General features: G+C 70.9%; 22 protein-coding genes. 11 read left to right on the top strand and 11 right to left on the bottom strand.

What is annotated here, in order from left to right; all coding sequences use genetic code 11:
- Positions 1-61: 61 nt before the first annotated feature.
- The 4 genes from AB0J66_RS29860 (at position 62) to AB0J66_RS29845 (ending at position 3,275) form a co-directional block, all read left to right on the top strand.
- On the top strand, positions 62-940 hold the full coding sequence (locus AB0J66_RS29860; RefSeq protein ID WP_364667482.1) for an alpha/beta hydrolase: 879 nt from the start codon (positions 62-64) through the stop codon (positions 938-940).
- Between the two features lie 109 nt (positions 941-1,049).
- A complete protein-coding gene (locus AB0J66_RS29855; protein WP_364667481.1) occupies positions 1,050-1,565 on the top strand; it encodes a sigma-70 family RNA polymerase sigma factor in 516 nt (171 codons plus the stop codon).
- Positions 1,550-2,326: a hypothetical protein gene (locus AB0J66_RS29850; protein WP_364667478.1), complete on the top strand. Its 777-nt coding sequence runs from the start codon at positions 1,550-1,552 to the stop codon at positions 2,324-2,326. Before AB0J66_RS29855 ends, AB0J66_RS29850 begins: the two co-directional genes overlap by 16 nt.
- Before the next feature lie 103 nt (positions 2,327-2,429).
- Positions 2,430-3,275: an SDR family oxidoreductase gene (locus tag AB0J66_RS29845; RefSeq protein ID WP_364667475.1), complete on the top strand. Its 846-nt coding sequence runs from the start codon at positions 2,430-2,432 to the stop codon at positions 3,273-3,275.
- A gap of 91 nt (positions 3,276-3,366) precedes the next feature.
- Here AB0J66_RS29845 and AB0J66_RS29840 read toward each other — a convergent pair whose 3' ends face one another.
- Together AB0J66_RS29840 and AB0J66_RS29835 are read right to left on the bottom strand one after the other, a co-directional pair.
- Positions 3,367-3,999 carry a GNAT family protein gene (locus AB0J66_RS29840; protein WP_364667473.1) on the bottom strand — a complete coding sequence of 211 codons (633 nt, stop codon included), beginning with the start codon at positions 3,997-3,999 and terminating at the stop codon, positions 3,367-3,369.
- A 9-nt stretch (positions 4,000-4,008) separates the two neighbouring features.
- Positions 4,009-4,767, bottom strand: coding sequence for a GNAT family N-acetyltransferase (locus AB0J66_RS29835; protein WP_364667471.1), 759 nt, complete (start codon positions 4,765-4,767; stop codon positions 4,009-4,011).
- Positions 4,768-4,914: 147 nt separating this feature from the next.
- On the opposite strand from AB0J66_RS29835, the gene AB0J66_RS29830 reads away from it, so the two are divergent.
- Entirely contained in the window at positions 4,915-5,379 is a 465-nt protein-coding gene (locus AB0J66_RS29830) for a cupin domain-containing protein (protein WP_364667468.1), read from the top strand.
- Positions 5,380-5,403: 24 nt separating this feature from the next.
- On the opposite strand, the gene AB0J66_RS29825 is transcribed toward AB0J66_RS29830, so the two are convergent.
- Positions 5,404-5,814, bottom strand: coding sequence for a hypothetical protein (locus AB0J66_RS29825; protein ID WP_364667465.1), 411 nt, complete (start codon positions 5,812-5,814; stop codon positions 5,404-5,406).
- A 242-nt stretch (positions 5,815-6,056) separates the two neighbouring features.
- Between AB0J66_RS29825 and AB0J66_RS29820 the strand changes: the two genes are divergently transcribed.
- Positions 6,057-7,337, top strand: coding sequence for an FAD-dependent monooxygenase (locus AB0J66_RS29820; RefSeq protein ID WP_364667463.1), 1,281 nt, complete (start codon positions 6,057-6,059; stop codon positions 7,335-7,337).
- Between the two features lie 24 nt (positions 7,338-7,361).
- Here the strand turns inward: AB0J66_RS29820 and AB0J66_RS29815 are convergent, their stop codons facing one another.
- Positions 7,362-7,703: a helix-turn-helix domain-containing protein gene (locus AB0J66_RS29815; RefSeq protein WP_364667460.1), complete on the bottom strand. Its 342-nt coding sequence runs from the start codon at positions 7,701-7,703 to the stop codon at positions 7,362-7,364.
- An 863-nt stretch (positions 7,704-8,566) separates the two neighbouring features.
- Here AB0J66_RS29815 and AB0J66_RS29810 point away from each other — a divergent pair.
- The 3 genes from AB0J66_RS29810 to AB0J66_RS29800 all read left to right on the top strand — a co-directional run bounded on the left by AB0J66_RS29810 (position 8,567) and on the right by AB0J66_RS29800 (position 10,579).
- A complete protein-coding gene (locus AB0J66_RS29810; RefSeq protein ID WP_364667457.1) occupies positions 8,567-9,055 on the top strand; it encodes a sigma-70 family RNA polymerase sigma factor in 489 nt (162 codons plus the stop codon).
- A 142-nt stretch (positions 9,056-9,197) separates the two neighbouring features.
- A complete protein-coding gene (locus AB0J66_RS29805) occupies positions 9,198-10,112 on the top strand; it encodes a sigma-70 family RNA polymerase sigma factor (protein ID WP_364667455.1) in 915 nt (304 codons plus the stop codon).
- A 200-nt stretch (positions 10,113-10,312) separates the two neighbouring features.
- Positions 10,313-10,579: a helix-turn-helix domain-containing protein gene (locus tag AB0J66_RS29800; RefSeq protein ID WP_364667452.1), complete on the top strand. Its 267-nt coding sequence runs from the start codon at positions 10,313-10,315 to the stop codon at positions 10,577-10,579.
- A 38-nt stretch (positions 10,580-10,617) separates the two neighbouring features.
- Here the strand turns inward: AB0J66_RS29800 and AB0J66_RS29795 are convergent, their stop codons facing one another.
- Both AB0J66_RS29795 and AB0J66_RS29790 read right to left on the bottom strand, forming a co-directional pair.
- Positions 10,618-11,586 (bottom strand): alpha/beta hydrolase, encoded by a 969-nt coding sequence (locus AB0J66_RS29795; RefSeq protein WP_364667449.1) that lies wholly within the window; start codon positions 11,584-11,586, stop codon positions 10,618-10,620.
- Positions 11,587-11,588: 2 nt separating this feature from the next.
- Entirely contained in the window at positions 11,589-12,098 is a 510-nt protein-coding gene (locus AB0J66_RS29790) for a hypothetical protein (protein ID WP_364667446.1), read from the bottom strand.
- A 220-nt stretch (positions 12,099-12,318) separates the two neighbouring features.
- Here AB0J66_RS29790 and AB0J66_RS29785 point away from each other — a divergent pair, with 220 nt between their 5' ends.
- Positions 12,319-12,483 (top strand): hypothetical protein, encoded by a 165-nt coding sequence (locus AB0J66_RS29785; RefSeq protein ID WP_364667444.1) that lies wholly within the window; start codon positions 12,319-12,321, stop codon positions 12,481-12,483.
- 10 nt (positions 12,484-12,493) lie between these two features.
- Here the strand turns inward: AB0J66_RS29785 and AB0J66_RS29780 are convergent, their stop codons facing one another.
- The 3 genes from AB0J66_RS29780 to AB0J66_RS29770 all read right to left on the bottom strand — a co-directional run bounded on the left by AB0J66_RS29780 (position 12,494) and on the right by AB0J66_RS29770 (position 17,174).
- Entirely contained in the window at positions 12,494-13,534 is a 1,041-nt protein-coding gene (locus AB0J66_RS29780) for a S66 peptidase family protein (RefSeq protein WP_364667441.1), read from the bottom strand.
- A gap of 106 nt (positions 13,535-13,640) precedes the next feature.
- Positions 13,641-16,448: a BTAD domain-containing putative transcriptional regulator gene (locus tag AB0J66_RS29775; RefSeq protein WP_364667439.1), complete on the bottom strand. Its 2,808-nt coding sequence runs from the start codon at positions 16,446-16,448 to the stop codon at positions 13,641-13,643.
- A 186-nt stretch (positions 16,449-16,634) separates the two neighbouring features.
- Positions 16,635-17,174 carry a sigma-70 family RNA polymerase sigma factor gene (locus AB0J66_RS29770; protein ID WP_364667436.1) on the bottom strand — a complete coding sequence of 180 codons (540 nt, stop codon included), beginning with the start codon at positions 17,172-17,174 and terminating at the stop codon, positions 16,635-16,637.
- A gap of 299 nt (positions 17,175-17,473) precedes the next feature.
- Here AB0J66_RS29770 and AB0J66_RS29765 point away from each other — a divergent pair, with 299 nt between their 5' ends.
- Entirely contained in the window at positions 17,474-18,610 is a 1,137-nt protein-coding gene (locus AB0J66_RS29765; RefSeq protein ID WP_364667433.1) for an FAD-dependent monooxygenase, read from the top strand.
- A gap of 357 nt (positions 18,611-18,967) precedes the next feature.
- Here the strand turns inward: AB0J66_RS29765 and AB0J66_RS29760 are convergent, their stop codons facing one another.
- Positions 18,968-19,774, bottom strand: a complete 807-nt coding sequence (locus AB0J66_RS29760) for a hypothetical protein (RefSeq protein WP_364667430.1) — start codon at positions 19,772-19,774, stop codon at positions 18,968-18,970.
- A gap of 4 nt (positions 19,775-19,778) precedes the next feature.
- Complete coding sequence (locus AB0J66_RS29755; RefSeq protein ID WP_364667427.1) at positions 19,779-20,306, bottom strand: RNA polymerase sigma factor; 528 nt, start codon at positions 20,304-20,306, stop codon at positions 19,779-19,781.
- Between the last annotated feature and the right edge of the window lie 195 nt (positions 20,307-20,501).

Below are 20,501 nucleotides of genomic sequence, written 5' to 3'. Positions count from 1 at the left end.
CGCCGGACGTGGCGGCCCGTCTGACCATGGGGGATCCAGCACCATGAAAGAGGTCCGAGAAATGACTCATTCCGCTCAGCGGCAGCTCCCTTCGGGTGATCACGAGATCGTCCTCGACGGCGTTCGGCAGGTCTTCCACACGGCCGGACGGGGGCCGGTCATGGTGGCGCACTCCGGAGGCCCGGGCGCCTCCTACGAGACCCTCCGCTCGGAGGGGCTCGAGCAACACTTCACCATGGTGTACGTGGAGCCCGTGGGCACCGGGGCATCGGGTCGGCTGCCGGACCCGACGGCGTACAGCATGGACGTCTACGTGCGCTTTCTCGCCGCGGTGATCGAGCACTTGCAAGTTGGCCCCGTATACGTGCTCGGGCACTCGTACGGCGGGTGTGTCGCCCAGCAGATCACCCTCGACCATCCCGGCCTGGTGGCCGGCCTGGTCCTCTACGACAGCACTCCCGTGCTGAACGAGGAGTTCGTCGAGGCGGCCGGCGAGGCGGCCATCGTCTTCGGGGAGCGCCACAAGGACCAACCGGAGGCGGTCGCCGCCGTGGAGGCGTTCTTCAGCAGGCCGGACAGCGACGAGTCGGCCGCCGTGCGCACGCGCGCGGTGAAGCCGCTGTACTTCGGTGATTTCTGGGCCCACCGGGAGCGGCTGGCGCCGTTGCTCGCGCGCCAGCGGTCCTTCGTCGATCCGGGGCGGGCCAAGGACGCACGCTCGTTCGACGCGCGGGCCCGGCTGGGCGAGATCACGGTTCCGACCGTGATCATCGTCGGCGCGCAGGACTTCATCTGCGGGCCCCGGTGGGCGGGCCGGCTCCACGACGGTATCCCGGGCTCCCGCTTGGTAGTGCTGAAAAACAGTGGCCACTACGGCCATCTGGAGGAGCCCGGCGCCTTCGTGGAGGCGGTCGTCTCGGGGTTGCCCGTGGCCGGCTGAGACCCGTGCGCATGGCGGATCGTTCCGCTCTCCGAGGAGATCACCGGGCCGTCCGAAATCTCGTCGTTCTGGGAAGTGGCAGATGAGGCGGCTGCGGACAGGTACTGGTATGGAAGGTGACGAAGAGCGGTTCCGGCAGCTGCATGCCGCGATGTATGCGGACCTGCTGCGGTTCGTGGAACGCCGGGTGCCGCCCGCGGAGGCGGAGGACGTCGTGGCGACGGTGTTCCTGGTGGCCTGGCGGCGATGGGCCGACGTGCCGGAGGACGCCCGGCCGTGGCTGTTCGGCGTGGCGCGCAAGACGATCGCGAACCAGAACCGTGGGCTGCGCCGGCACGGCGCGGTCGACCTGCGAATGGTCGAGGACGTGCCGGCCGCGGCGGACGCCGCGCCGGACCGCATCGATCTGGTCCGGGCCTGGTGGACGCTCAGCGCCGCCGACCGCGAGGTGCTGGCGCTGGTCGCCTTTGACGGGCTGACCGGCGACGAGGCGGCGACCGTGCTCGGCTGCCGCCGATCGGCCTTCACCATGCGGCTCGGGCGGGCCCGGCAGCGGCTGCGCCGCGCTCTGGAACCCGTACACCCCGGCGACACGATTGGGAAGCAGACATGGATCACGACCTGACCCGGCTGGCCACCCTGGACCCGGCCCGCAGCCCCGACCCCGCGCCGGAGCGGCAGGCGCGGGCGCTGGCCCGATTGGAGGAGCAGATGGCCCGGCCCGGCCCGGTCGCGAGACGCCGCCCCCGAGGCCGCCGCCTGGCGATCGGTCTGGCCGCGGCGGCCGTCCTGGGCGTGGGCGGGATCCTGGTCGTGCCCACTGTGCTGCCGAGCGCCGACACCGCGTATGCCTCGTGGACGCCTGTGCCGCAGGACCTGCCCGAGACCCAGGCGCTGGCAGTGGCCGCCTCGTGTGCCCGGAACTGGGGCGGCCCACCCGGCCGGCTGGTGCTGTCCGAGCGCCGTGGTCGGTCGACGTTCCTGATCATGTGGGTGAGCGGCGGCCCGCTGGTCGACTGCTTCTCCGGGGACGGCCCGTCCTCCTCGCCCGCTTCCGACCGGCTGTCCGGCGACGGGAACGTGGAGCCTCCGGTGCCGGGGGCGGGCCGAGTGTCACTGGGCGGCGGCATGTGGGCGACCAGGACCGGGCCGGCCGGGTGGCGTTCGCAAGCAGCGGGCCGGGTCGGCGCCGGCGTGACCGGTGTCGACATCGCGCTCCCGGACGGCCGGACGGTGCAGGCGACCACTCGCAACGGGTGGTGGGCGGCGTGGTGGCCGGGTGACGAGGCCGGCGTCACCGGCGCCTTCCGGATCGTCGTCCACACGGCCGGAGGCACCCGTTCCTACCGCCAGGACGACTTGGGGACGGAAGCCATGCCCGGGTGACGGATGGCGCAGTTCGAGGTTCACCGGTCACGACGCTGAACCCGTGCCCGTAGCCCGCGTCGTCCCCTCTGGACAGCGGATACGACGTTGAAGGAGCAGGGAAGTGGACGTACTGAAGGGAAAGGTGGCCGTCGTCACCGGGGCCGCCACCGGCATCGGACTGGACATCGCCCGCGCGTTCGTGACCGAGGGAGCGCACGTCGTGCTGGCCGGGCGCCGCCGGCCCGAGGGCGAGGCGGCGGCCGGGGAGCTGGGGGCGGGCGCCTCCTTCATGGCCGTCGACGTCTCGATCGAGGGCGAGGTGGCCGAGCTGCTGAACCGCACCGTCGAGCGGCACGGCCGCCTCGACGTCCTCGTCAACAACGCCGGATCACCCTCACAGCTGGGCAGCATCGAGGACGTCGACGCCGAAGCCTTCCGCGCCACCCAGGAGGTCAACGTCATGGGCGCGCTGTACGGAATCAAGCACGCGGCCGGTCACCTGCGCCGGCAGGGAACGGGCGGCAGCATCATCAACGTCGCCAGCATCACCGGCGACCGGGTCGTCTACGCCGGCGTCGCCTACTCCGTCTCGAAGGCTGCTCTGGTCAACCTCACCAAGTGGGCGGCCGCCGAGCTCGGCCGGCACAGCATCCGCGTGAACAGCATCTCCCCGGGTTTCATCGCGACCACGCGTTTCGGCAAGGCCGCGGGAGCGTCCGAGGAGCAGGCCCAAGCCCGGCTGAACGCGCTCGCCGCCTACGCGCGCGACCGCGCGGAGTCGATGCAGGCCATTCCCCGGCCTGGCTTCGGCTCCGATGTCACCGGTGCGGCCGTCTATCTCGCCGGCGAGGCGAGCTCGTACATGACGGGACAGAACCTGGTGGTGGATGGAGGTCTGTCGCTCGGGCAGCCGCTGGAGAGCATGATCTCCATCCGTGACGACATGGCCCGGATCACCCTCGGGTGAGGTGATGCCGGCGGCTCCGCGGGCCGCGCCGCAGGTGTGCGGCGCGGCCCGCGGCCGCAGAGCGATGACCGTACGCGCCGGCGCTGTCGGGTCAGCCGAACATGTCCCGGCAGGCGGCCAGACCGGTGACAGCGACCCGGAGGGTTCTCAGCTGCCGCCAGCGGCTCGCCGACAGCCGGTACCGGTTGTACTCGACCATCTGCCCGTTCACCGCCCGTCGCTCGATCCCGTCCGGCTCGTAGCCCATCTTCTCGGCCACGCGCCGCGACGCTGTGTTGTCCGTGCGGATCTCGCACACGGCGGAGCCGGCCCCGAGGCCCTCGAACGCCAGGTGCAGCGCGCCGGCCGCCATCAGGGTCCCGAAACCCTTGCCCTGGTCCTGACCGCGAACCCATGAACCCGTGGCGACCTCGGCCCGGACCGCGAAGTTCTCGGCCCGGATGTTGTGCAGGCCGACGGGCGTCCCGTCGACCGACGCGGCCAGGATGAGCGCCCATTTGGCGGGCGTCCACTGGCCCATCGCCGCCCAATGGGCCTGAGCCGTGCGCCGTTGCCGGGCGAGCGGGGTGTCCTCGGCGACGGCCAGGAACGGAACCGACGAGTCGTACGGCTCGGCGCCGGCATCGCGGGCAAGGTGCGAGATCTCAGCGGGCGTCGGCAGGCGTAGCTGAAGATCCCGTACCCAGACGGTCAGCCCGGCCAGCGGCCATGTCCCGGTGTCCATGGTCCCGGGTCACAGGCTGAAGAGCTGGTACTCGCTGACGTCGGCGAATCCCAGGCGCCGGTAGACCACCGCACCCCGGGCGCTGGCCGTCAGAGTAGCCACCTTGAGCCCTTGCCGGCGCGCGTCGCGAAGCAGCCGTACGGCCAGCGCAGTGGCGATGCCGCGGCTCTCGAACTCGGCCTTGGTGGCCATGTTGTAGACCCCGGCCACGCCATGGCTGACCGACAGCGCGCCGCAGGCGACCGGCTCGTCGCCGATCCAGGCGACGTACCGGTGCTGCTGCTCGTAGCGGCTGTCGCGAGCGATCTCCACCTTGGTCGCGGCCGCCGCTTGGTCCGTGCTCATACCGTTCGGCACCAGGTAGGTCGCCGCGAACGCGGCCAGCTCCTCGCCGGTCTGCGCGGGCTCGATACGCACGCCGGCCGGCGCCGGCACGTCGGGCACGTCGGCCAGCCGGGCCGCCATGACGGGGACCGTGCCCACGCGGGTGGCGCCCCGGGCGACCAGCAGATCGGCCACGTCGGTGTCGCTGTCGACGCCGTGGTACCACCACAGCCAGCTGGTGCCCGCGAGTGCTTCCCGCGCGCGGCTCACGGCGGTGTCGATGTCGATGTCCCGGGCCCGGAGAACTCCGTTGAGCATGCCGTGCGGGAGATCGCTGCGGTAGATCGGCAGCTCGGCGTCGACGTCGGAGTCGCTGCCCCATCCGAGCCAGTAGGCGCGATTGTTGGCCAGTTGCGGGGCCAGGTCGTCGATCGAGTCGACCACTGAAGTCTCTTTCTCCATGACCGGTTCGACGAAACGAACCGGAGAACGTTCACCGGGTGACTGTGGGCCGTGCCTCAAACCGTTGGCGCGTCGAACGACCGTCCGGGCCGCTCGTCGGTCCCAGCAGGAGCTATCAGGAGGTGTGTCATGGCAGTTTTCACGACTCCGGACGATCAGCCGGTCTACCGCTTGCTAAACTCGAACGCCCGGATGCTGGCGACGGAACAGCAGACCATGGGTGAGCTGACCGTGGTCGAGAGCACCGGTGGCCGGGGACACTCGACGCCGCGGCATCGGCATCTGCGCGCCACCGAGACGTTCATCCTCCTCGAGGGAGAGATGCTCATCGAAGTCGGCGATCAGCGCCACGAAGGGGCGGCCGGCCACGTGGCGGTTCTGCCTCGGGGCATCCCGCACAGTTTCGCGGTGATCAGCCCGTCGGTGCGGTACCTGACCCTGCACACGCCGGCCGGCTTCGACCGTTTCGTGCACGAGCTGAGCGAGGCCACGGCGGGAAACGGGCCGGTCGACCCGGCGACGCTGGCGGCCGTGGCCGCCCGGCACGACATCGAGATGCTCGGTCCGGGCGTCTCGCTTCCCGACCACCTGTGACGCGGCGCCCGGCCGCGGTGCCGTCTACTTCGCGAAGACCGGCAGCGCGGTCGTGGTGGTCTTCTTGGTGGCGAGGTCGGTGACCTTAGCCCGGGTGAAGACGCGGTGGCCGTCGGAGAGCTGGACGTCGGTGAAGTGCAGCTTGACGCGGGTGTGCTGGTAGTGGCCGGCGGCGCAGGCGGGGCTGCAGGTGTTGACGTTGCGGGTCGCGGTGGCGTCGCCCGCGGTCGCGGTCAGCGACGTCCACTTGACATTGGTGAAGTTGACGTCCTTGTACGGCTGGAAGGCCGTCGGCTTGACCTTGACGGTGTGGGCGGCGTAGTCGACGACGACGCCGGGCCCGGGGGTTGCCGCCTGGGCGGTTCCGGCGGTGACCAGACCGGCGACACCCAGCGCGGCGGTGGTGGCGGCCAGGACGATGCGACGCTTGTTCATTTCCGGGGACCTTTCGTGGTGGATCATGTCTCGTGATCGAGTCTGATCTCGCCGGGCGGGCGCCGGCACGGCGGGCGCGGAGCGTGGCACGAACCCGGTACGTGGCCTGTCACCTGCGTAAACTCGAGTGAAAGGGCACTACTGGAGCTGAGTTCCGGAGTCACTGTGGAAGGTGGACGTGAGCAAGAAGTCGTCGTTCTGGATCAATGCCGGCGGTGGTGCCGATCTCTAGCGTTGTCCGGGTGAGTGACGAAACCGAAGTGATCATTGTTGGCGCCGGGCCGGTCGGGCTGATGCTCGCCGCGGAGCTACGACTGGCCGGCGTCTCCACGGTCGTCCTGGAACGGGCGGCGGCGCCGGCCCCGCATGCCCGGGCCCTCGGCCTGCACGCCCGCACGCTGGAACAGCTGGCCATGCGCGGCCTGCAGGAGCCGTTCCTGTCCGCCGGTGTTCGGGTGCCGTCCTGGCATTTCGGCTTCCTGCGGGAGCGGCTCGACCTGACCCGCCTGGACAGCCCGTACCCGTTCATGCTGGCGTTCCCGCAGAACCGGACGGAAGCCATCCTCGAGCAGCGGGCCTTGGAGCTCGGCGCCCGGGTGCTGCGCGGAGTGCCGGTCACCGGCCTGACCCAGGACGCGGACGGCGTACGGGTCAGCACCGGCGACGGCCCCGGCTGGCGCGCTTCCTGGGTGATCGGGGCGGACGGCGCGGGAAGTACCGTACGGCGCAGCGCCGGTATCGAGTTCCCGGGCACCGACGCCGACACCTATGCCTATCTGGGCGATGTCCAGGCCGACGCGCCGCCCAGGCCCGGCTACGGCGTGCAGAACGAGAAGGGCGCGTTGATCGTGGCGCCGGCGCCCGGCGGTCTGCTGCGCTTCACCGGCTATGACCCGCAGGATCAGTCGGCCGGGCGGCGTGAGCTCACCCTGGACGAGTTGCGGGAGATCACCACTCGTATCGGGGGCACCGACTTCGGCCTGCACGACCCGGTGTGGCTGAGCCGCTTCGGAAACGCCACCCGAGTCGCCGCGCAGTACCGCAAAGGCCGTGTGTTGCTGGCCGGGGACGCGGCCCACATGCACTTCCCGGCCGGTGGAGTGGGCCTCAACCTGGGCCTGCAGGACGCGATGAACCTCGGCTGGAAATTGGCCGAGGTGATCGGTGGCCGGCGCGGCGACGAGCTGCTCGACACCTATCACGACGAACGCCACCCGTGGGCCGAGGACGTCGCCGAGCACACGCTCGCTCAGACCGCTCTGATCACCGCGACCAGTCCGACCGGTCAGGCCCTGCGCCACCTGCTCGGCAACCTGGTCGAAAGGCTGCCCGAGCTGTCCCTCATCCTGGCCCGCCGCCTCGCCGGCCTCGACGTTCGCTACGGCACCCCCGGCGAGCTGGCCGGGTCCCGGGTGGCGGAGACCGGAGAAGCGCTGATTGACGGCCGGCCCGCGGAAGCGGTCATCGACGGGCAGCGCGTCACCATCCGCCCCGACGGGTACGTCGGAGCCGTCATCGAGTGACCGGCCGGGGCGACGGTGGGGGAGTCACCCGTGGGTCTGCCGGTGGAGGGCGGCGGTGTGGCCCCACCACCGGCGGGCGCAGCGGCTGAGCACCGCGGGCTCGGCGAAGTCGAGGCGGGTGGCGACCTCCGCCAGCGGTAGGTCGGTGCTGGTCAGCAGATGATCGGCGCGCTCCCGGCGTACGCAGTCGAGGATCTCGGCGAACGTCAGGCCCTCGTCGATGAGACCGCGCTGGATCGTGCGCGGATGTACCGCGATGACCTGGGCCACGTCGGGCAGCGCCGTCGGCCGCACGCCGAGCCGGTCGCTCAGCGCATGCCGGACCCGCCAGGCGAGACCGGAGCGTTCGACCTGACCGGAGAGCACCCCCGGCGGGCACTCGGAGCACAGCGGTCCGGTGTCCGGAACTGACCTTCGCCCCGAACGCCTCGCTGTAACCGTGCGCCGCACCGGCCGGGATGCCGGGCAGGTCGACCGACCGCGGACCGTAGTCTCCCCGAAGCCGGCGCAGACCGTGATGCACAGCGAGCAGGGCCGGGCCGGGCGGTCGCGTGTCGTCGGTCAGGCGCAGCCCGACGACGTGCCGCGCTCCCCGCGGGTCGGGTACCACGGAGAAATCGGGGGCATCCGTCAGCCGCGGCGGTGCCAGGGGCCGCTTGACGATTTGTGGAGTCATGGGCACTGAGCTCATCCATGTCGTAGACCGGGCCGGACGGGTCCTGCGATCGGGGGAGGGGGCGTCCGCCGACAGCCGACCGTGGCCGGACGCCCCCTCATGCCGGCCGGCGGTGCCGAGGCAAGCCCCGCGGCCGAGGAGTGGTTGACGGCTCGGCGTCCCGCTAGAAGCCGGCCGCACCCCTCCGGCTGTTGAACGTGTGGGCGACGGCGAAGTTCACCATAGGCGCCGGAAGCATCCCCGCAGGCTGTCCGTCACCCCAGTCTCATATCACTAGGAGCCGGCGACGATGGTGTCGCCGGCTCCTTGTCGTTTCCTGAGATTCTGGGTGTTGGATGTGAACCCTAAACCTGGGATGCCGTTGTCATCTGTGTGAGCCGGCCGACATCAGTCGATGGCACTTTCTTTCCACTTGCGTTCCATAAACCTTGAACATGGTGGCTCCTACGCTCGGGTCGAGAAGGAATCGATCCTGGGGGTAGTTGTGACTGCGGCTTCTATGTGTTCACCGGAATGGGCCAGTGGTCCGCGTCGCCGGGAGGCGGAGTCGCGGATGGAGGCGATCATTTCTGCGTACTCGCGGCCGTTGATGCGTTTTCTGCTGGGTTTGACCCGGCATGAGCGTCCGGCTGCTGAGGATTTGCTGCAGGAGACGATGTTGCGGGCGTGGCGGCATTTGGAGTCGTTGCCCAGTGGTGAGGAGAGTGCTCGGCGTTGGTTGTTCACGGTGGCCCGGCGGGTCGCGATCGATGCGGCCCGGATGCGTCAGGTGCGGCCGGCGGAGGTCAATCTGCAGGAGGCGACCGATGTGGCGGTGGAGGATTCGTCGGATAGTGCTTTGGCGCTGCAGAGTGTGGTTGACGCGTTTCGTGGGCTCAGTGTGGATCACCGTAATGTGTTGACTGAGTTGTATCTGCGGGGGGCGTCGGTGGAGGAGGCCGCGGAGCGTTTGGGTGTGCCTCGGGGCACGGTCAAGTCGCGGGCGCATTATGCGATGCAGTCGCTCAAGAGCACGGTCGGTGACGTCGACAAGGCCGCCTGAGATGGCCGGAGGCGATCGGGTCATGGGCCAGGGGTCACGGGAAAGCTCAAGTGACGACGGCCCGGGCCGATGTGGGTTCAGGTGAGCATCACCATGGCGCAGGACACGGCGTTCAGCGCCGGGCATTCGTAACGTGGGATACATGAGTGTTGACCTGGCCCGCGCCGCCCACGACGGCGACGACGTCGCGTTCGCCGTTCTGATCGAGAAGCATCGGGCGGGTATGCGCGCGGTGGCGATCTCTCTTCTGGGCTACTCCGACGAGGCCGACGACGCCGTACAGGACGCGGTGCTCGTGGCCTGGCAACATCTGCCGGAGCTGCGTGACCCGCAAGCGGCCGGCGCCTGGCTCCGGGCCGTGGTGCGTAACAACTGCCGGATGGTGCTGAGGTCACGCCGGGCCGTGCCGGTCGCCGAGCCCGAGCCGCTGCTGCCCGCCGACGAGCGGCTCGATCCGCAGGCGATGCTGGAGCGCGCCGCGACGCGCGAGAGGGTTCAGCAGGCCGTCGCCACGCTGCCCGAGCCGGTTCGCGAGGTCACCGTGCTCCGCTACTTCTCTGACTACTCGTCCTACCGGCAGATCGCCGAGCTGTGCGCGTTGCCCGAGCACACCGTGCGCAGCCGGCTGCGTGACGGGCGCAAAGCCCTGCGCCAGTCGCTGGAGGCGGCCGCGGCGCCGGCTCTGGCCGGCGCCGGCGTGGACTTCACGGCGAGCTGGGATGCCGCCGCGGCCACCATCGAAGCCGCCCACGCCGGGGAATTCCACCGGATGCTGCCGACGTCCTATCACCCGGCGACCCGGCTCACAGTGTCGGGCGGCCTCACGGGTGACTCCGCGACCTTGCTGATGATGTTCGATTACACGCTCGACGCCGGCGTACGGATGAAGCTGAGTCACGCGACCGCGAGCCGCGACGTCATGGTGTGGGAGACCGACTTCGTGAACCCGGCCGACGCGCCGGATCACTGTCCGCCGGGCATGGTCTGGCTGCACAGCGTTCACAACGGTCGTACCGATCGGCTGCGGCTGGCCTACCGGCAGGAGGCCCCCGCCTGACCGGCGGAATCCGACGGCGAAGGCCGGGCCGGTGCCGCACGTGGCGGCCTGATTGAGGCACGTACACCCGGAAGCTCTTGGTGGCGACGTCCTTGCCGTCCCGAGTCAGCGACGGCGCCGAGTACGCGGTGTGGTCGCCGGGAGTGTTGCAGGTCGTCGACGTGGTGAGCAGGCTCTGAGCCGGCATCGAGGAGCCGGCGGTGGCTTGGGACGAGCACCCCGACCTCGTTCTGCGGGCGCGGATCGTCACCTCGTCGTGGGACGGGCTCACGGTGGCGGAGGTCGCCCAGCGGCTGTCCTGTCAGGAGCGTAAGGTCCGCGCCTGCATCCACCGGTTCAACGCCAGAGGCCTGCCCGCTCAGCATGTGCGCCGTGGCCCTGGCGGCCTCGCCGCCTCACCGAAGCCGACCGGGGACCGGCCGGGACCTACCCCCACCAGCGTGCACCAGACCGCGGACTGCATCTGAAAGCCGGCCATGCCCGCTGTTGATCCGAGTCCAGCCATTCACCCACGAGAACATGATCTGTCACAAGAAGAGCCCGGGAAGACCACGGCGTTGGCCCAGGCGATGGCCTGCCTCAGCACCTGGGCGCGGACGGCGGGGGCGGACAGCGTCAGATCGTGCATGGCGCCGGGGAAGGCGGCCGTCGTGACATGGTCGCCGAGTGTGGAACCGAGCCGGCGCATCGCCTCGACGTCGAGCACGACGTCGGTTCGGGCGGCGGACCCCGGCGGGTCATGCCGCCCCAGCGAGCGGGCGGCGCTGCCGAGGAAAACCGGGAGGGGCAGGCTGAGCCCTCGCCGCAGCCGGGTATGGGCGCGTTCGACGGCGGCGAGCCAGCCCAAGGTCACGGGGTGGCCCGCGGGCGGTTTGAGCCGAAGGTCGTAATCCCATTCGCCGTTCCATCGGCGGTGGGTGGCCTCGGCGAAGACGGTGGCGGGCCGGTGCGGCGCCGCCGCCTTCGGGAAGCGGCGGGCCAGGGGGCGCAAGGCCCGCAGCGCCGGCCCGCGGAGGATCCAGGGCAGGGGCAGTTGAAGCAGCGGACTGTTGAGGAACAAACCGCGCGCGATCGGCGGGCGCCGGTCGGCGATCCAGGCCGAAGCGATGAGGCCCCCGGTCGAATGACCCCACACCAGGACTTCCCGGATGCCGTCACCGGCCATCATCGCCGCGGTGGCGTCCAGCTCCGGGTAGTAGTCGGCGAGATCGCGGCAGAAGTTCGGGGTCTGCCCGGGCAGCAGGCTGCGGCCGTAGCGACGTGGGTCGAGCCCGTAGACCGACCACCCTTGGCCGGCCAGCCGGTCCGCGACGTGCGTCTGGAAGAAGTAGTCGGCCAGGCCGGGCAGCATGAGCACCGCGCGGCCGGAGGTGGGCGCCGATCGCCGCACGACGGTGGCGATCACCGGCCCTTCCTCGTCCACGCCGAGCTCCAGGACATGCCGCTCGTAGCCGGGCCCCAGTACGTCGTCCATGGTCACCGGCTACGAGTGGCAGAACGCGGTGGCGTCCCCGGCGCTTCGAAGGCCACCGGCGCGCTCACCTCCGGATCCGGATGGAGCACCCGGTCGGCGAAGTCGTCGTTCTCGTCGGTGCTCAGCTCCCGGACGACCAGGGGCACCAGGTCGATGTCCTCCCGGGCCAGACCGCTCTTGGTCACGGCGGCGACCGACCGGAGGTGCAGGATCAGGTCGTAGCGCTGACGCTCGGCCGGCGATCGGCGCCAGCGGCGCGCGGCCGGCCAGCACTGCCGCAGCGTGCTTTCCACGCTCCGGTGCTGGGTCGTGAGCGAGGCCAGCAACGGCTCGAGGTTCTCTCTGCTGCGGCTGAGCAGCTTCGGCCAGATGACCTCCGCCTTGTAACGATGAGTAGCGAAGATGAGATTGATGATCGAGTCGATGTGGTCACCCACCGTGGCGATGTGTCCCTTGCTGTAACCGCTGGCGGTTACGAGGCTCGAGAGCCGCCCGACCTCTCGGCGTATCACTTGATGCACCAAGTCGATTCCTGTGGCGTCCGTCCGCGACATGCTGCGTGATCTCCCATGGTGACTGCCGGCGGACCCGTAGGCCCATGCTCCAGTCGACGCGCGACGTTGAGTAAGGTTCACCATGTACGCTGAGTAATCTCATGGTGACCCCGGCGCCGGTTAGATGTACGCGGGGTGGCGGATGCACGGTCGTTGCCGGTCGAGAGACCGTGAAACTGTGAAGATCACACGTGCTGAGGAACCGGCTGATTCGCGCCCCGGCCCGTCGGCCGCGCGCCGGCTGATCGACGACCTGTTGCGCCGGCCGTCGCCGGACCCGGCGGCCGAGGACCCGGCGCGGCTGGCGACACGCGTCAACCCCATTGCGGCGCCCGCATGGTGAGGATCCTGGGTCATGCCAGGGTCTGGGTGATGCGGCCGGCGCCGCCGGCAAGGACGACGGTGGCCCGCGCCCCGTTGACGAAAGGCATGGTGGGCGGGACGTGCCCGCACTCGACGTCCGCGATGATCGGCACACCCACCGATCCGAGCGCGTCCAGCACGGCCTCGTCCTGCGTCAGGGTGGGGATCGACGGCGCGGCGGTGCGCCCGACGAGAATGCCGGTGGCACGTTCGAAGAATCCGGCCAGGCGCATGCCGTGCAGGGTCCGGCAGGCCTCGTCGGCCTCGGCGCCGGCCACCTCGACATAGACCAGCAGTCCCTCGGGGGCGTGGCGTTCGGCGAAGGCGCTGGTGTCCCCGTACGGCGTGCCGGCCAGGTTGCCCAGAGTCTCCACGCACCCACCCAGGAGCCGGCCGGTCAACCGGACCTCGCCGTCGCTGCCGCCGTTGAGAAGCCGCCAGGAACCGGCCGACTCGTAGTCGATCGCGGTGGCTTCGGGCCGCGCTGACCACTCGGGCGGGCCGCCGCCGTTGTGGTAGCGCCCGGGCGACGTCTGGGTGAAGGCGGCCCCGCCCGGGGACTCGGCGACGTCCAGCCAGCTCATCAGGCCGGGCGCCGGCTCGTACGGCGTGTCCAGCAGATTGGACCCGTGCACCGTGGCGACGCCCGTGAGCAGGGTGAACGGCAGCAGGATGGTGGAGATGTCGGAGTATCCGCACAGCCAGGTCGGCTCCGCCGCCCGGATCGCGTCCCAGTCCAACGCGGACAGCAGGTCGATCGCGACGCTGCCTCCTCGCGGCGGAACGACGGCCCGTACTCGCGGGTCGAGCAGCATTGCCGTCAGCTCGTCGCGGCGGTCGGCGAGCGGGGCGCTGACGTGGCCGTCGCCGTTCATGCAGTCTCCGACGGTCACGTCGTAGCCGCGCTTCTCGAGTGTTCGCACGGCGAAGTCCATCCGGGGGCGCAGGGCGGCGTTGACACCGGCGGACGGCGCCGTCACGCCGAGGCGGTCGCCGGGCCGTAAAGGCGCCGGGAAACGTACGGTCGACATAGCGGGAACCCCATTCTGAAGTACGTGGCGTGGGAAGCACGCCGGCCCACATCGGGGTTCGACGGAACGGGGCGGCCCGAGTTCACCGCACGGTCGTTCGGCGGCGTCAGTCCGTTTCCCAGGCCGGTTCGGACTGCCGCAACCGCTCCTGCAAGCCGACCGCGTATCGGACGCGGGGGTCGTCGAAATACGTCAGCGCCTCACGCCAGGCCTCGCGGGCAGCCTCGGCCCGCCCTAGGGTGGCGAGGATGTCACCTTGAGTGGTGAGCGCCTCGGCCTGGGTGATTCTGAAGTGACTGCCCGCCAGCCGCTCGATGCCCCGGCCGGAATGGTTCAATGCCTCGATCGCGCGGCCCTGAGCCAGCGCGCAGCGGGCGAGCAGCTCGTCACAGATGGCCAGCCCCTGGGTGTCGCCGATCGCGGCGCACAGGTCGGCCGCTCGCCGGGCCAGGGCCTCGGCCACGCGGGGCCGCTCGACGACGAAGTGGTTCGCCACGACCTGAAGGGCGGCCACCTCGGCCCGGGACAACCCGTGCGCGCGCAGGATCAGGATGGCCCGCCGGTGCTGCCGGACCGCCTCGGCATAACGCCCCTCGCTCAACAGCACCCGCGTGAGGTTCATCAGCACCTGAGCCCGGTCGGGATCCAGTCCGGCCTTCTCGAACAGCTGCTGGGCCGTCCGCAGACGGACAAGCGATTCCTCGTGATGGCCCAGGAAGTAGAGAGCGCCCGCCAGGGAACGCTCCATCTGGGCCCGGCCGAGTGGATCACCGGCCCGCTCGGCCGCTTCCACCGCCGTCTGCGCCACGTCCCGCCACTCGCTCCACCAGCCGTACCGGTGATAGAAGAACTGAGAGGCGCTCACCAGCCGCCAGGCTGTCGTGGAATCACCGCGTTCCGCCGCGTCCTCCACGACTGAGCGCAGCACCTCGTGCTCGGTGATGAACCACATCATGGCGTCCGCCACCTCGGCGTCCGAGCCGGTGGTGCCCTCGACGGCACGGTTCGCCGCTTCCGCGGCTTCGAGGTAGAAGCCGTACAGACGGTGGGCCGCGCTCGTCTGTTCCGCCCGGCTGTCGGTGGCCGCCGCCAGCTCCGCGGCGTATGTGCGCACCAGCACGTGCAGCCGGTACCGATAGAGCCGGTGCTGGGTGACCACCCGGGTCCGGATCAGCTCACCCAGCAAAGCGCGCGCCTGGACCTGGGGGATGTCGGCCAGGGCGGCCACGGACTCGGCGGTGATGTCGGGTCCGGGGTGCGCCGACAGCAGCCGGAACAGGTGCGCCGCGGCCGCGGTGAGCCGGTGGTAGGACCACGAGAAGATGCCACGGAGGTTGTTGTCGAGGTTCTCGTCGTCGAACGCGTCCAGGCTGCGCCGCGCCGACCGCAGCTCGGCCGCGATCGCCGGGAGCGGTTGATCGTCGGCCCGCGCGGCGACGAGCGCCATGGCCAGGGGCAGGTGCCCGCACCGTTCGATGATCTCGTCGAGGGCGGCCGTTTCGGTCTCGGCCCGGCCGGGCCCGATCCGGTTGACGAAATTCGCCCGGGCCTCCTCTGTGCCCGGGACGTCCAGGGTGAGCAGAAAGGCTCCCATCGTCGTGTCCAGAGGCGCCAGGCGGCTACGGCTGGTGACGATGACCAGGCAGTCGGGGGCGCCGGGCAGCAGCGGCACGACCTGATCGGCGTCGTACGCGTTGTCCAGCAGCACCAGCATCCGGCGGCCGGCCAGGACGCTGCGGTACAGCGCGGCCCGGGCCTCGAGGTCATCGCTGTCCGAGCCCTCGATGATGCCCATGGCCGACATCAGGACGCGCAGCGCTTCGGCGGGGTCCAACGGCTGCCGGAGCGCGTCGAACCCCCGCAGATCGACGTAGAGCTGCCCGTCCGGGTAGTCCGGGGCCAGAAGGTGGGCGAGGTGGACGGCCAGGATCGTCTTCCCGACGCCCGGGATGCCGTCAATGCCGAGCAGCGGGAGACTGCCGGTGCGGCGCCGGGCCCGGCCCGCAAGCTCGTCGAGTGCCTCCTGCCGCCCGGTGAAGTAGGGATGATCGGACGGCAACAGCGCCGGAACGCGGTTCGCGGCAATCGCGCCCGCCGTCACCTCCGGCTCGGGGCGCGCCGCGGGCTCGGTGACGGCCGGCGCCGCGGCGCCGCCGGCGCTGTGCAGAACCGACTGCAGCGCCGCCCGCATCTCAGGCCCCGCGCCGACGCCGAGTTGTTCGTCCAGAGATTTCGTCACGGTCTGGTACAGCGTGAGCGCTTCGGCCTGGTTGCCGTCGGCGGCCAGCAGCAGCATGACCTGAGCCTGCAGGCCTTCGTCGAACGGGTTGCGCGCCGCCGACCGGCGCAGAGCCGGCAGGACCGCGGCCGGCTGCCGCAGACGCAGGGCGAGCCGGGCTGCCTCGCGGGCGACGCCGGTGCACTCGTTCTCGAGCGCGACGAACCAGGGATGGTCGGACAGCGCGGCGTCCAGGCCGGCCGCGCACCGGTCGCGCCACAGCTCCAGAGCTCCGCCGATCTGCGCGAGCGCGTCCTCGAGCTGCCCCGACTCGGCCGACAGCCGGCTTTTCTCGACCTCCCGCCGGAAGGCCAGCAGGTCGAGGGAGTCGGCCGTGACCCGCATCCGGTAGCTGCCGGCCGACCCGGTGAGCCATTGCCCCTCGGCCCGCCGGGGCAGCTCGGGTTCGAGCAGGCGGCGAAGGGCGCCGACGTAGCGATGCACCACGTTGACGGCGCTGCCGGGCGGACGGTCGCCCCAGACCACCTCGACCAGGTCGGCCAGGCTGACCGATTCGCCGGCGCGCGACAGAAGAAGCGCAAGGATGAGCCGCTGCTGTTTGGCGCCGAGAGGAAGCTCTTCGTCCCCTCGCCAGGCGCGCAGCGGCCCCAGCAAAGTGAATCGAATAGGTTCCACTTCTCCCGTGCTTCCGGCCGTCCAGATCGTCACGGCAACCGTACGCCGAGAACGCAAGGGGCGGCCTTGATCGGCGTGTCATGCATCTTACTTCTGCGATCTTCTGCAAAAACTACAACGCCGGAAGCCGGGAATTTGTTGAGTCCGGTCGTCCTCATCCCGCTCGCTGGGAGGGTAACGACCGGCCTATTCGGTGGCGAGGAGCCGGCTTCGGAGCAACCGCATGGCGTAATGCGCCCGTGACTTGACCGTTCCGGCCGGAAGGCCCAGCCGCTCGGCCGCCTCCTCGACGGAGGAGCCACGCAGGTGCAGTTCACGCAGGATGACCTGGTGGGCCTCGCTCAGCCGGCCGAAAGCCGCCACGAGATCACCCACGACGAGCGCCGACTCGGCCGTGTCACTGCTGGTGAACTGGAAGGCCTCGACCAGGCTGACCTCCGACGGCCGGGTCTGGCGCATCCGGGCGGCGTCGATGGCGACCCGCCGGGCGATCGTGAACAACCACCGGCGGGCATTCTTCTCCTCGCGCGGCAACGAGTCGATGTGCCGCCACGCCCGCAGCATGGTCTCCTGCAACAGGTCCTCGGCGGCGGGACGTTCGTTGCGGGTGAGGCCCAGCAGGAAGCGCAGCAGCGGCCGGGCGTGAGTCGCGTGCACCGACTCCATCAGCGTTCCGTCGTCGTCCCGGCTTGTGCGGGGCGACAGGGCCGGAAGGGTCGCGGTCATGAGCAATCAGCCTTTCCCTGAACCTGCGGCGGCGCGAGACAAAATGTCGCTCCGAGCGGTTACCGGGACAGCGTAGGAATGGCCTTGTGACAGCGAACTTCAAAGAAAATGGACGACTTGTTCAATCCTCCGGTGCCGCCGATTGCACGAATACACAAGATAGGACGGCGACGCGGCTCGCAGGTTCAGTGTGTTGACAGTTGCCCGCCTCGGTGATCGGGCGCCGTTGATTGAACAATCGCCGACCGGCGCCGTCGTCCGCTCGGCCGCGGCATCAGGTCGCGGCCGAAGGAGGACCGATGACCGACAACACATCCGTACTGATCGCCGGCGGCGGAGTCGCCGGTCTTGCCCTGCGGCGCGCCCTGCTCGGGCGAGGGCTGCCGGCCGAGGTGGCCGAGCGTGATCCGCAGCGGTCGAGCGGTGGTCTCGCCATCCACCTCACCGGCAACGCCGTGGCCGCCCTGGGCGTCCTGGGCCTGGAGGATCACATCGAGCGGATGGGCCGCCCGGTCCGGCGCCGCGAATACCGCGACCGCACCGGCCGGCTGCTGTGTGAGCTCGACGAACAGGAGTTCTGGCCGGTCGGCAGCCGGCCGCGGCTCGTGCGCCGGGCCGATCTCGTCGCGGCGCTCGCGTCCGAGCCGGTGGGCCCGTCGTCCCGCACGCCGGACGAGGTCCGCCTCGTACAGCTCGTTCCGAACGGGGTGGAGGTGTCGTTCGCCGACGGGCGGGTCGAGGAACACGGCTTCCTGGTCGGCGCCGACGGTGTTCATTCGACCGTCCGCTCGCAGGTCCTCGGTGACGCGGCACCCCGGGCGGCGCTGTTGAGCGCGGCCGGCTGGCGGACCATGACCGTCAATCCGGGGCTCGACTGCTTCACCGCCTGGAACGGCCCGGAGGGAGTGGTGCTGCTCATACCCCTGTCCGACACCGAGGCATATTTCTATGCCTCGGCGGTCGACGGAGGCCCGGTCGGTACGGACCCCGGGTGGCTGCAGCGTGCGTTCCGCGGCTTTCCGGACCCGGTTCGTGAGGCGCTCGACCACATCGCCGCCGACCCCGCGCAGCTCTATCACTCACCGATCGAGGAGATCCGCATCCCGGTCTGGAGCCGGGGCCGGGCCGCCCTGATCGGTGACGCGGCGCACGCCATGGCGCCGGTCTGGGCCGCCGGGGTCGGGCTGGCCCTGGAGGACGCGATCGTCCTGGCCGACGTCCTGGCCGACGGCGACTGGGACACGGCGGGCGCCCGGCTGGAACAGCGCCGCCGGCCCCGGGTCGACCACGTCGCGAAGATGACCGACCGGACCAGCCGCGGCGCGAACACGCCGGCCTGGCTGCGGCGGCTGATCATCCCGCGCGCCTATCGATCGACCTACACGGCCCTGCGGAAGCCGATCGAGGTGACGCGGGGGCTCGAAATGTCGAGGTGACCCGGCTCGGCGGGACCGGCGGGAGCAGTCTGCGTCAGGACGGCGACCGGGCCAGCTCGTCGAGGACGGCGGCGAGCCGGGCCGGTGCGGTCCAGAAGGGGCTGTGACCGGCCTCCATCGGGCGAACGTCCGCGGTCGCGCCCCCGCCGGCTCCCGATCGCCTCCCGCATGGGTGCGGTGTACGGCGTCAGGTCGCTGTCGAACCAGGACAGGCCCCAGCACCAGGCATCGTGCCAGGCGCCGTGGACCAATACGAACCGCGCCATCCGCTCCACCTCTCCGCCGGCCTACCGGTGGTCGACGGCCCGGCGACGGCGAGGTTCACAGCGGGCGGCCTGAACCTCCGCCCGGCGGGCGCTACCTTGAGAAGAAGGGAACGGCGCCGTAACGCAAGGTCCGGGTCCGACCGGTGGCCGAGGTCACCGTGACCGACGCGTCGTCGTCGAGGGTCGCGTCGCCCGGCTCCGGCCACCAGGCCGTCCAGCGCCCACCCTCGACGGTGGCCCGCACGGCGATGCCGGAGCCCTGCAGGGTGACCCCCTTGACGGCGGCGCCGGCGAAGCCGCCCACGTAGCTGAAGCTCGCGTCGCCGTTGCCGTGGCCGCCGGCGGTGTCGATGATCAGCGCGTCGGCGGGCAGGCCGGCCGGCACGGGATCGACGAGCTCGCTGAGCCCGGCGCCGTCGCTGCCGACCAGGCACAGGGTGGTGTCCGGACCGCTGGTCAGGTACATCGAGGCGATTTTGCCGCGGAGATCCGCGCCGGTGACCGCGGGCGACGGGTCGTCGGTCCGGTCGCCGGTCAGATGCCGTCGGCAGTAGTCCAGCGCCCGGCGCCCGGTGGGGCTGGACATGTCGAGTTTCGCCGGCGTGGGGGTCCACGCCGCCAGCTCCACGCTGCTGAGCAGCTGGCTGTTCTTCGAGACCCGGCTGACCGTGACCGCCGCGACGCCGCCGGCGACCAGCACGGCCGCGGCCCCACCGGCGAGGATCAGGGCCGGGAGCCGTCGCCGGCGGGCCGGCGCCGGCGGCGCGGCCGCCGCCAGCGGCGGCTCCGCCATGATCTGAGCGAGTATGTCGTCGCGCCGATGGTGCTCGGCCGGGGACAGCGAATGCGGCGGCGCCACGTCGTACGGCGCCACCATGGTGGTCACATCGGGCTTCATCGGATCACTCCTGTCCGGTGGTCAGAGCGAGGCCGGCCGGGATGGCCGAGGTGCGAAGGGCGCGCGCGAGGCGGCGCTTCGAGCGGGTCAGGCGCATGGCGTACGACGCCCGGCTGCACCCGAGGACCGCGGCGGCCTCGGGCCCGCTGAGGCCGTCCCAGACGTGCAGCGCGAGCACTTCCTGGTCGCGCGGGTCCAGCCGGCGCCAGGCGCCGGCCACATCGAGGCGGTCGTCCACCTGGCCGGTCCGGTCGGGGCTGGCCGGGGCCGGTTCGGCGGCGATCCGCACCGCGACGGCCTGCTGACGCTGGGCGCCCCGGTGGGCGTTGAGCATGTTGTTACGGGCCACGCCGAACAGCCATGCGCGTGGCTCGGCCGGCAGTTCGCCGTACCTGCGCCAGGCGGCGAGGAAAGTCTCCGCGACCACGTCGTCGACGTGTGACGGATGTGCCCGCCGGGACACGAATCGCCGTACGTCCTCGTACTGCGCCCGGTACAAGGCCGCGAAGGCGGCTTCACTGGAGGTTGCCATCGTGCTCCTTCCGTTCACTGACACGTGTCCGGCCGGGGCAGACGTGCAACACGGCATCTCCTATCGGCCGCGGGCGGGACGGGATTCGGCAAAGGCGCGGCGGGCCCGGGCCTGGACAGCCCCGCCGCCGACTGAACCTCCGCTCATCAGTTACGTCGTGACGACATACGACAAGTCACGGCCACAACTGCCCGT

It is taken from the genome of Actinoplanes sp. NPDC049598 (genome assembly GCF_040675435.1).
Classification (GTDB): domain Bacteria; phylum Actinomycetota; class Actinomycetes; order Mycobacteriales; family Micromonosporaceae; genus Actinoplanes.
Note: the sequence above shows the minus strand (reverse complement) of the source record. Positions and strands in the feature narration are given on the sequence as shown.

What these genes read in the sequence shown, in the direction of transcription:
- AB0J66_RS29860 (WP_364667482.1), top strand. Translation starts at nt 62, where the DNA reads ATGACTCATTCCGCTCAGCGGCAGCTCCCTTCGGGTGATCACGAGATC.
- AB0J66_RS29760 (WP_364667430.1), bottom strand. Translation starts at nt 19,774, where the DNA reads ATGAAGCCCGATGTGACCACCATGGTGGCGCCGTACGACGTGGCGCCG.
- AB0J66_RS29770 (WP_364667436.1), bottom strand. Translation starts at nt 17,174, where the DNA reads ATGACCGCGACCCTTCCGGCCCTGTCGCCCCGCACAAGCCGGGACGAC.
- AB0J66_RS29840 (WP_364667473.1), bottom strand. Translation starts at nt 3,999, where the DNA reads ATGGACACCGGGACATGGCCGCTGGCCGGGCTGACCGTCTGGGTACGG.
- AB0J66_RS29855 (WP_364667481.1), top strand. Translation starts at nt 1,050, where the DNA reads ATGGAAGGTGACGAAGAGCGGTTCCGGCAGCTGCATGCCGCGATGTAT.
- AB0J66_RS29830 (WP_364667468.1), top strand. Translation starts at nt 4,915, where the DNA reads ATGGCAGTTTTCACGACTCCGGACGATCAGCCGGTCTACCGCTTGCTA.
- AB0J66_RS29795 (WP_364667449.1), bottom strand. Translation starts at nt 11,586, where the DNA reads ATGGACGACGTACTGGGGCCCGGCTACGAGCGGCATGTCCTGGAGCTC.
- AB0J66_RS29780 (WP_364667441.1), bottom strand. Translation starts at nt 13,534, where the DNA reads ATGTCGACCGTACGTTTCCCGGCGCCTTTACGGCCCGGCGACCGCCTC.
- AB0J66_RS29805 (WP_364667455.1), top strand. Translation starts at nt 9,198, where the DNA reads ATGAGTGTTGACCTGGCCCGCGCCGCCCACGACGGCGACGACGTCGCG.
- AB0J66_RS29825 (WP_364667465.1), bottom strand. Translation starts at nt 5,814, where the DNA reads ATGAACAAGCGTCGCATCGTCCTGGCCGCCACCACCGCCGCGCTGGGT.
- AB0J66_RS29810 (WP_364667457.1), top strand. Translation starts at nt 8,567, where the DNA reads ATGGAGGCGATCATTTCTGCGTACTCGCGGCCGTTGATGCGTTTTCTG.
- AB0J66_RS29755 (WP_364667427.1), bottom strand. Translation starts at nt 20,306, where the DNA reads ATGGCAACCTCCAGTGAAGCCGCCTTCGCGGCCTTGTACCGGGCGCAG.
- AB0J66_RS29850 (WP_364667478.1), top strand. Translation starts at nt 1,550, where the DNA reads ATGGATCACGACCTGACCCGGCTGGCCACCCTGGACCCGGCCCGCAGC.
- AB0J66_RS29765 (WP_364667433.1), top strand. Translation starts at nt 17,474, where the DNA reads ATGACCGACAACACATCCGTACTGATCGCCGGCGGCGGAGTCGCCGGT.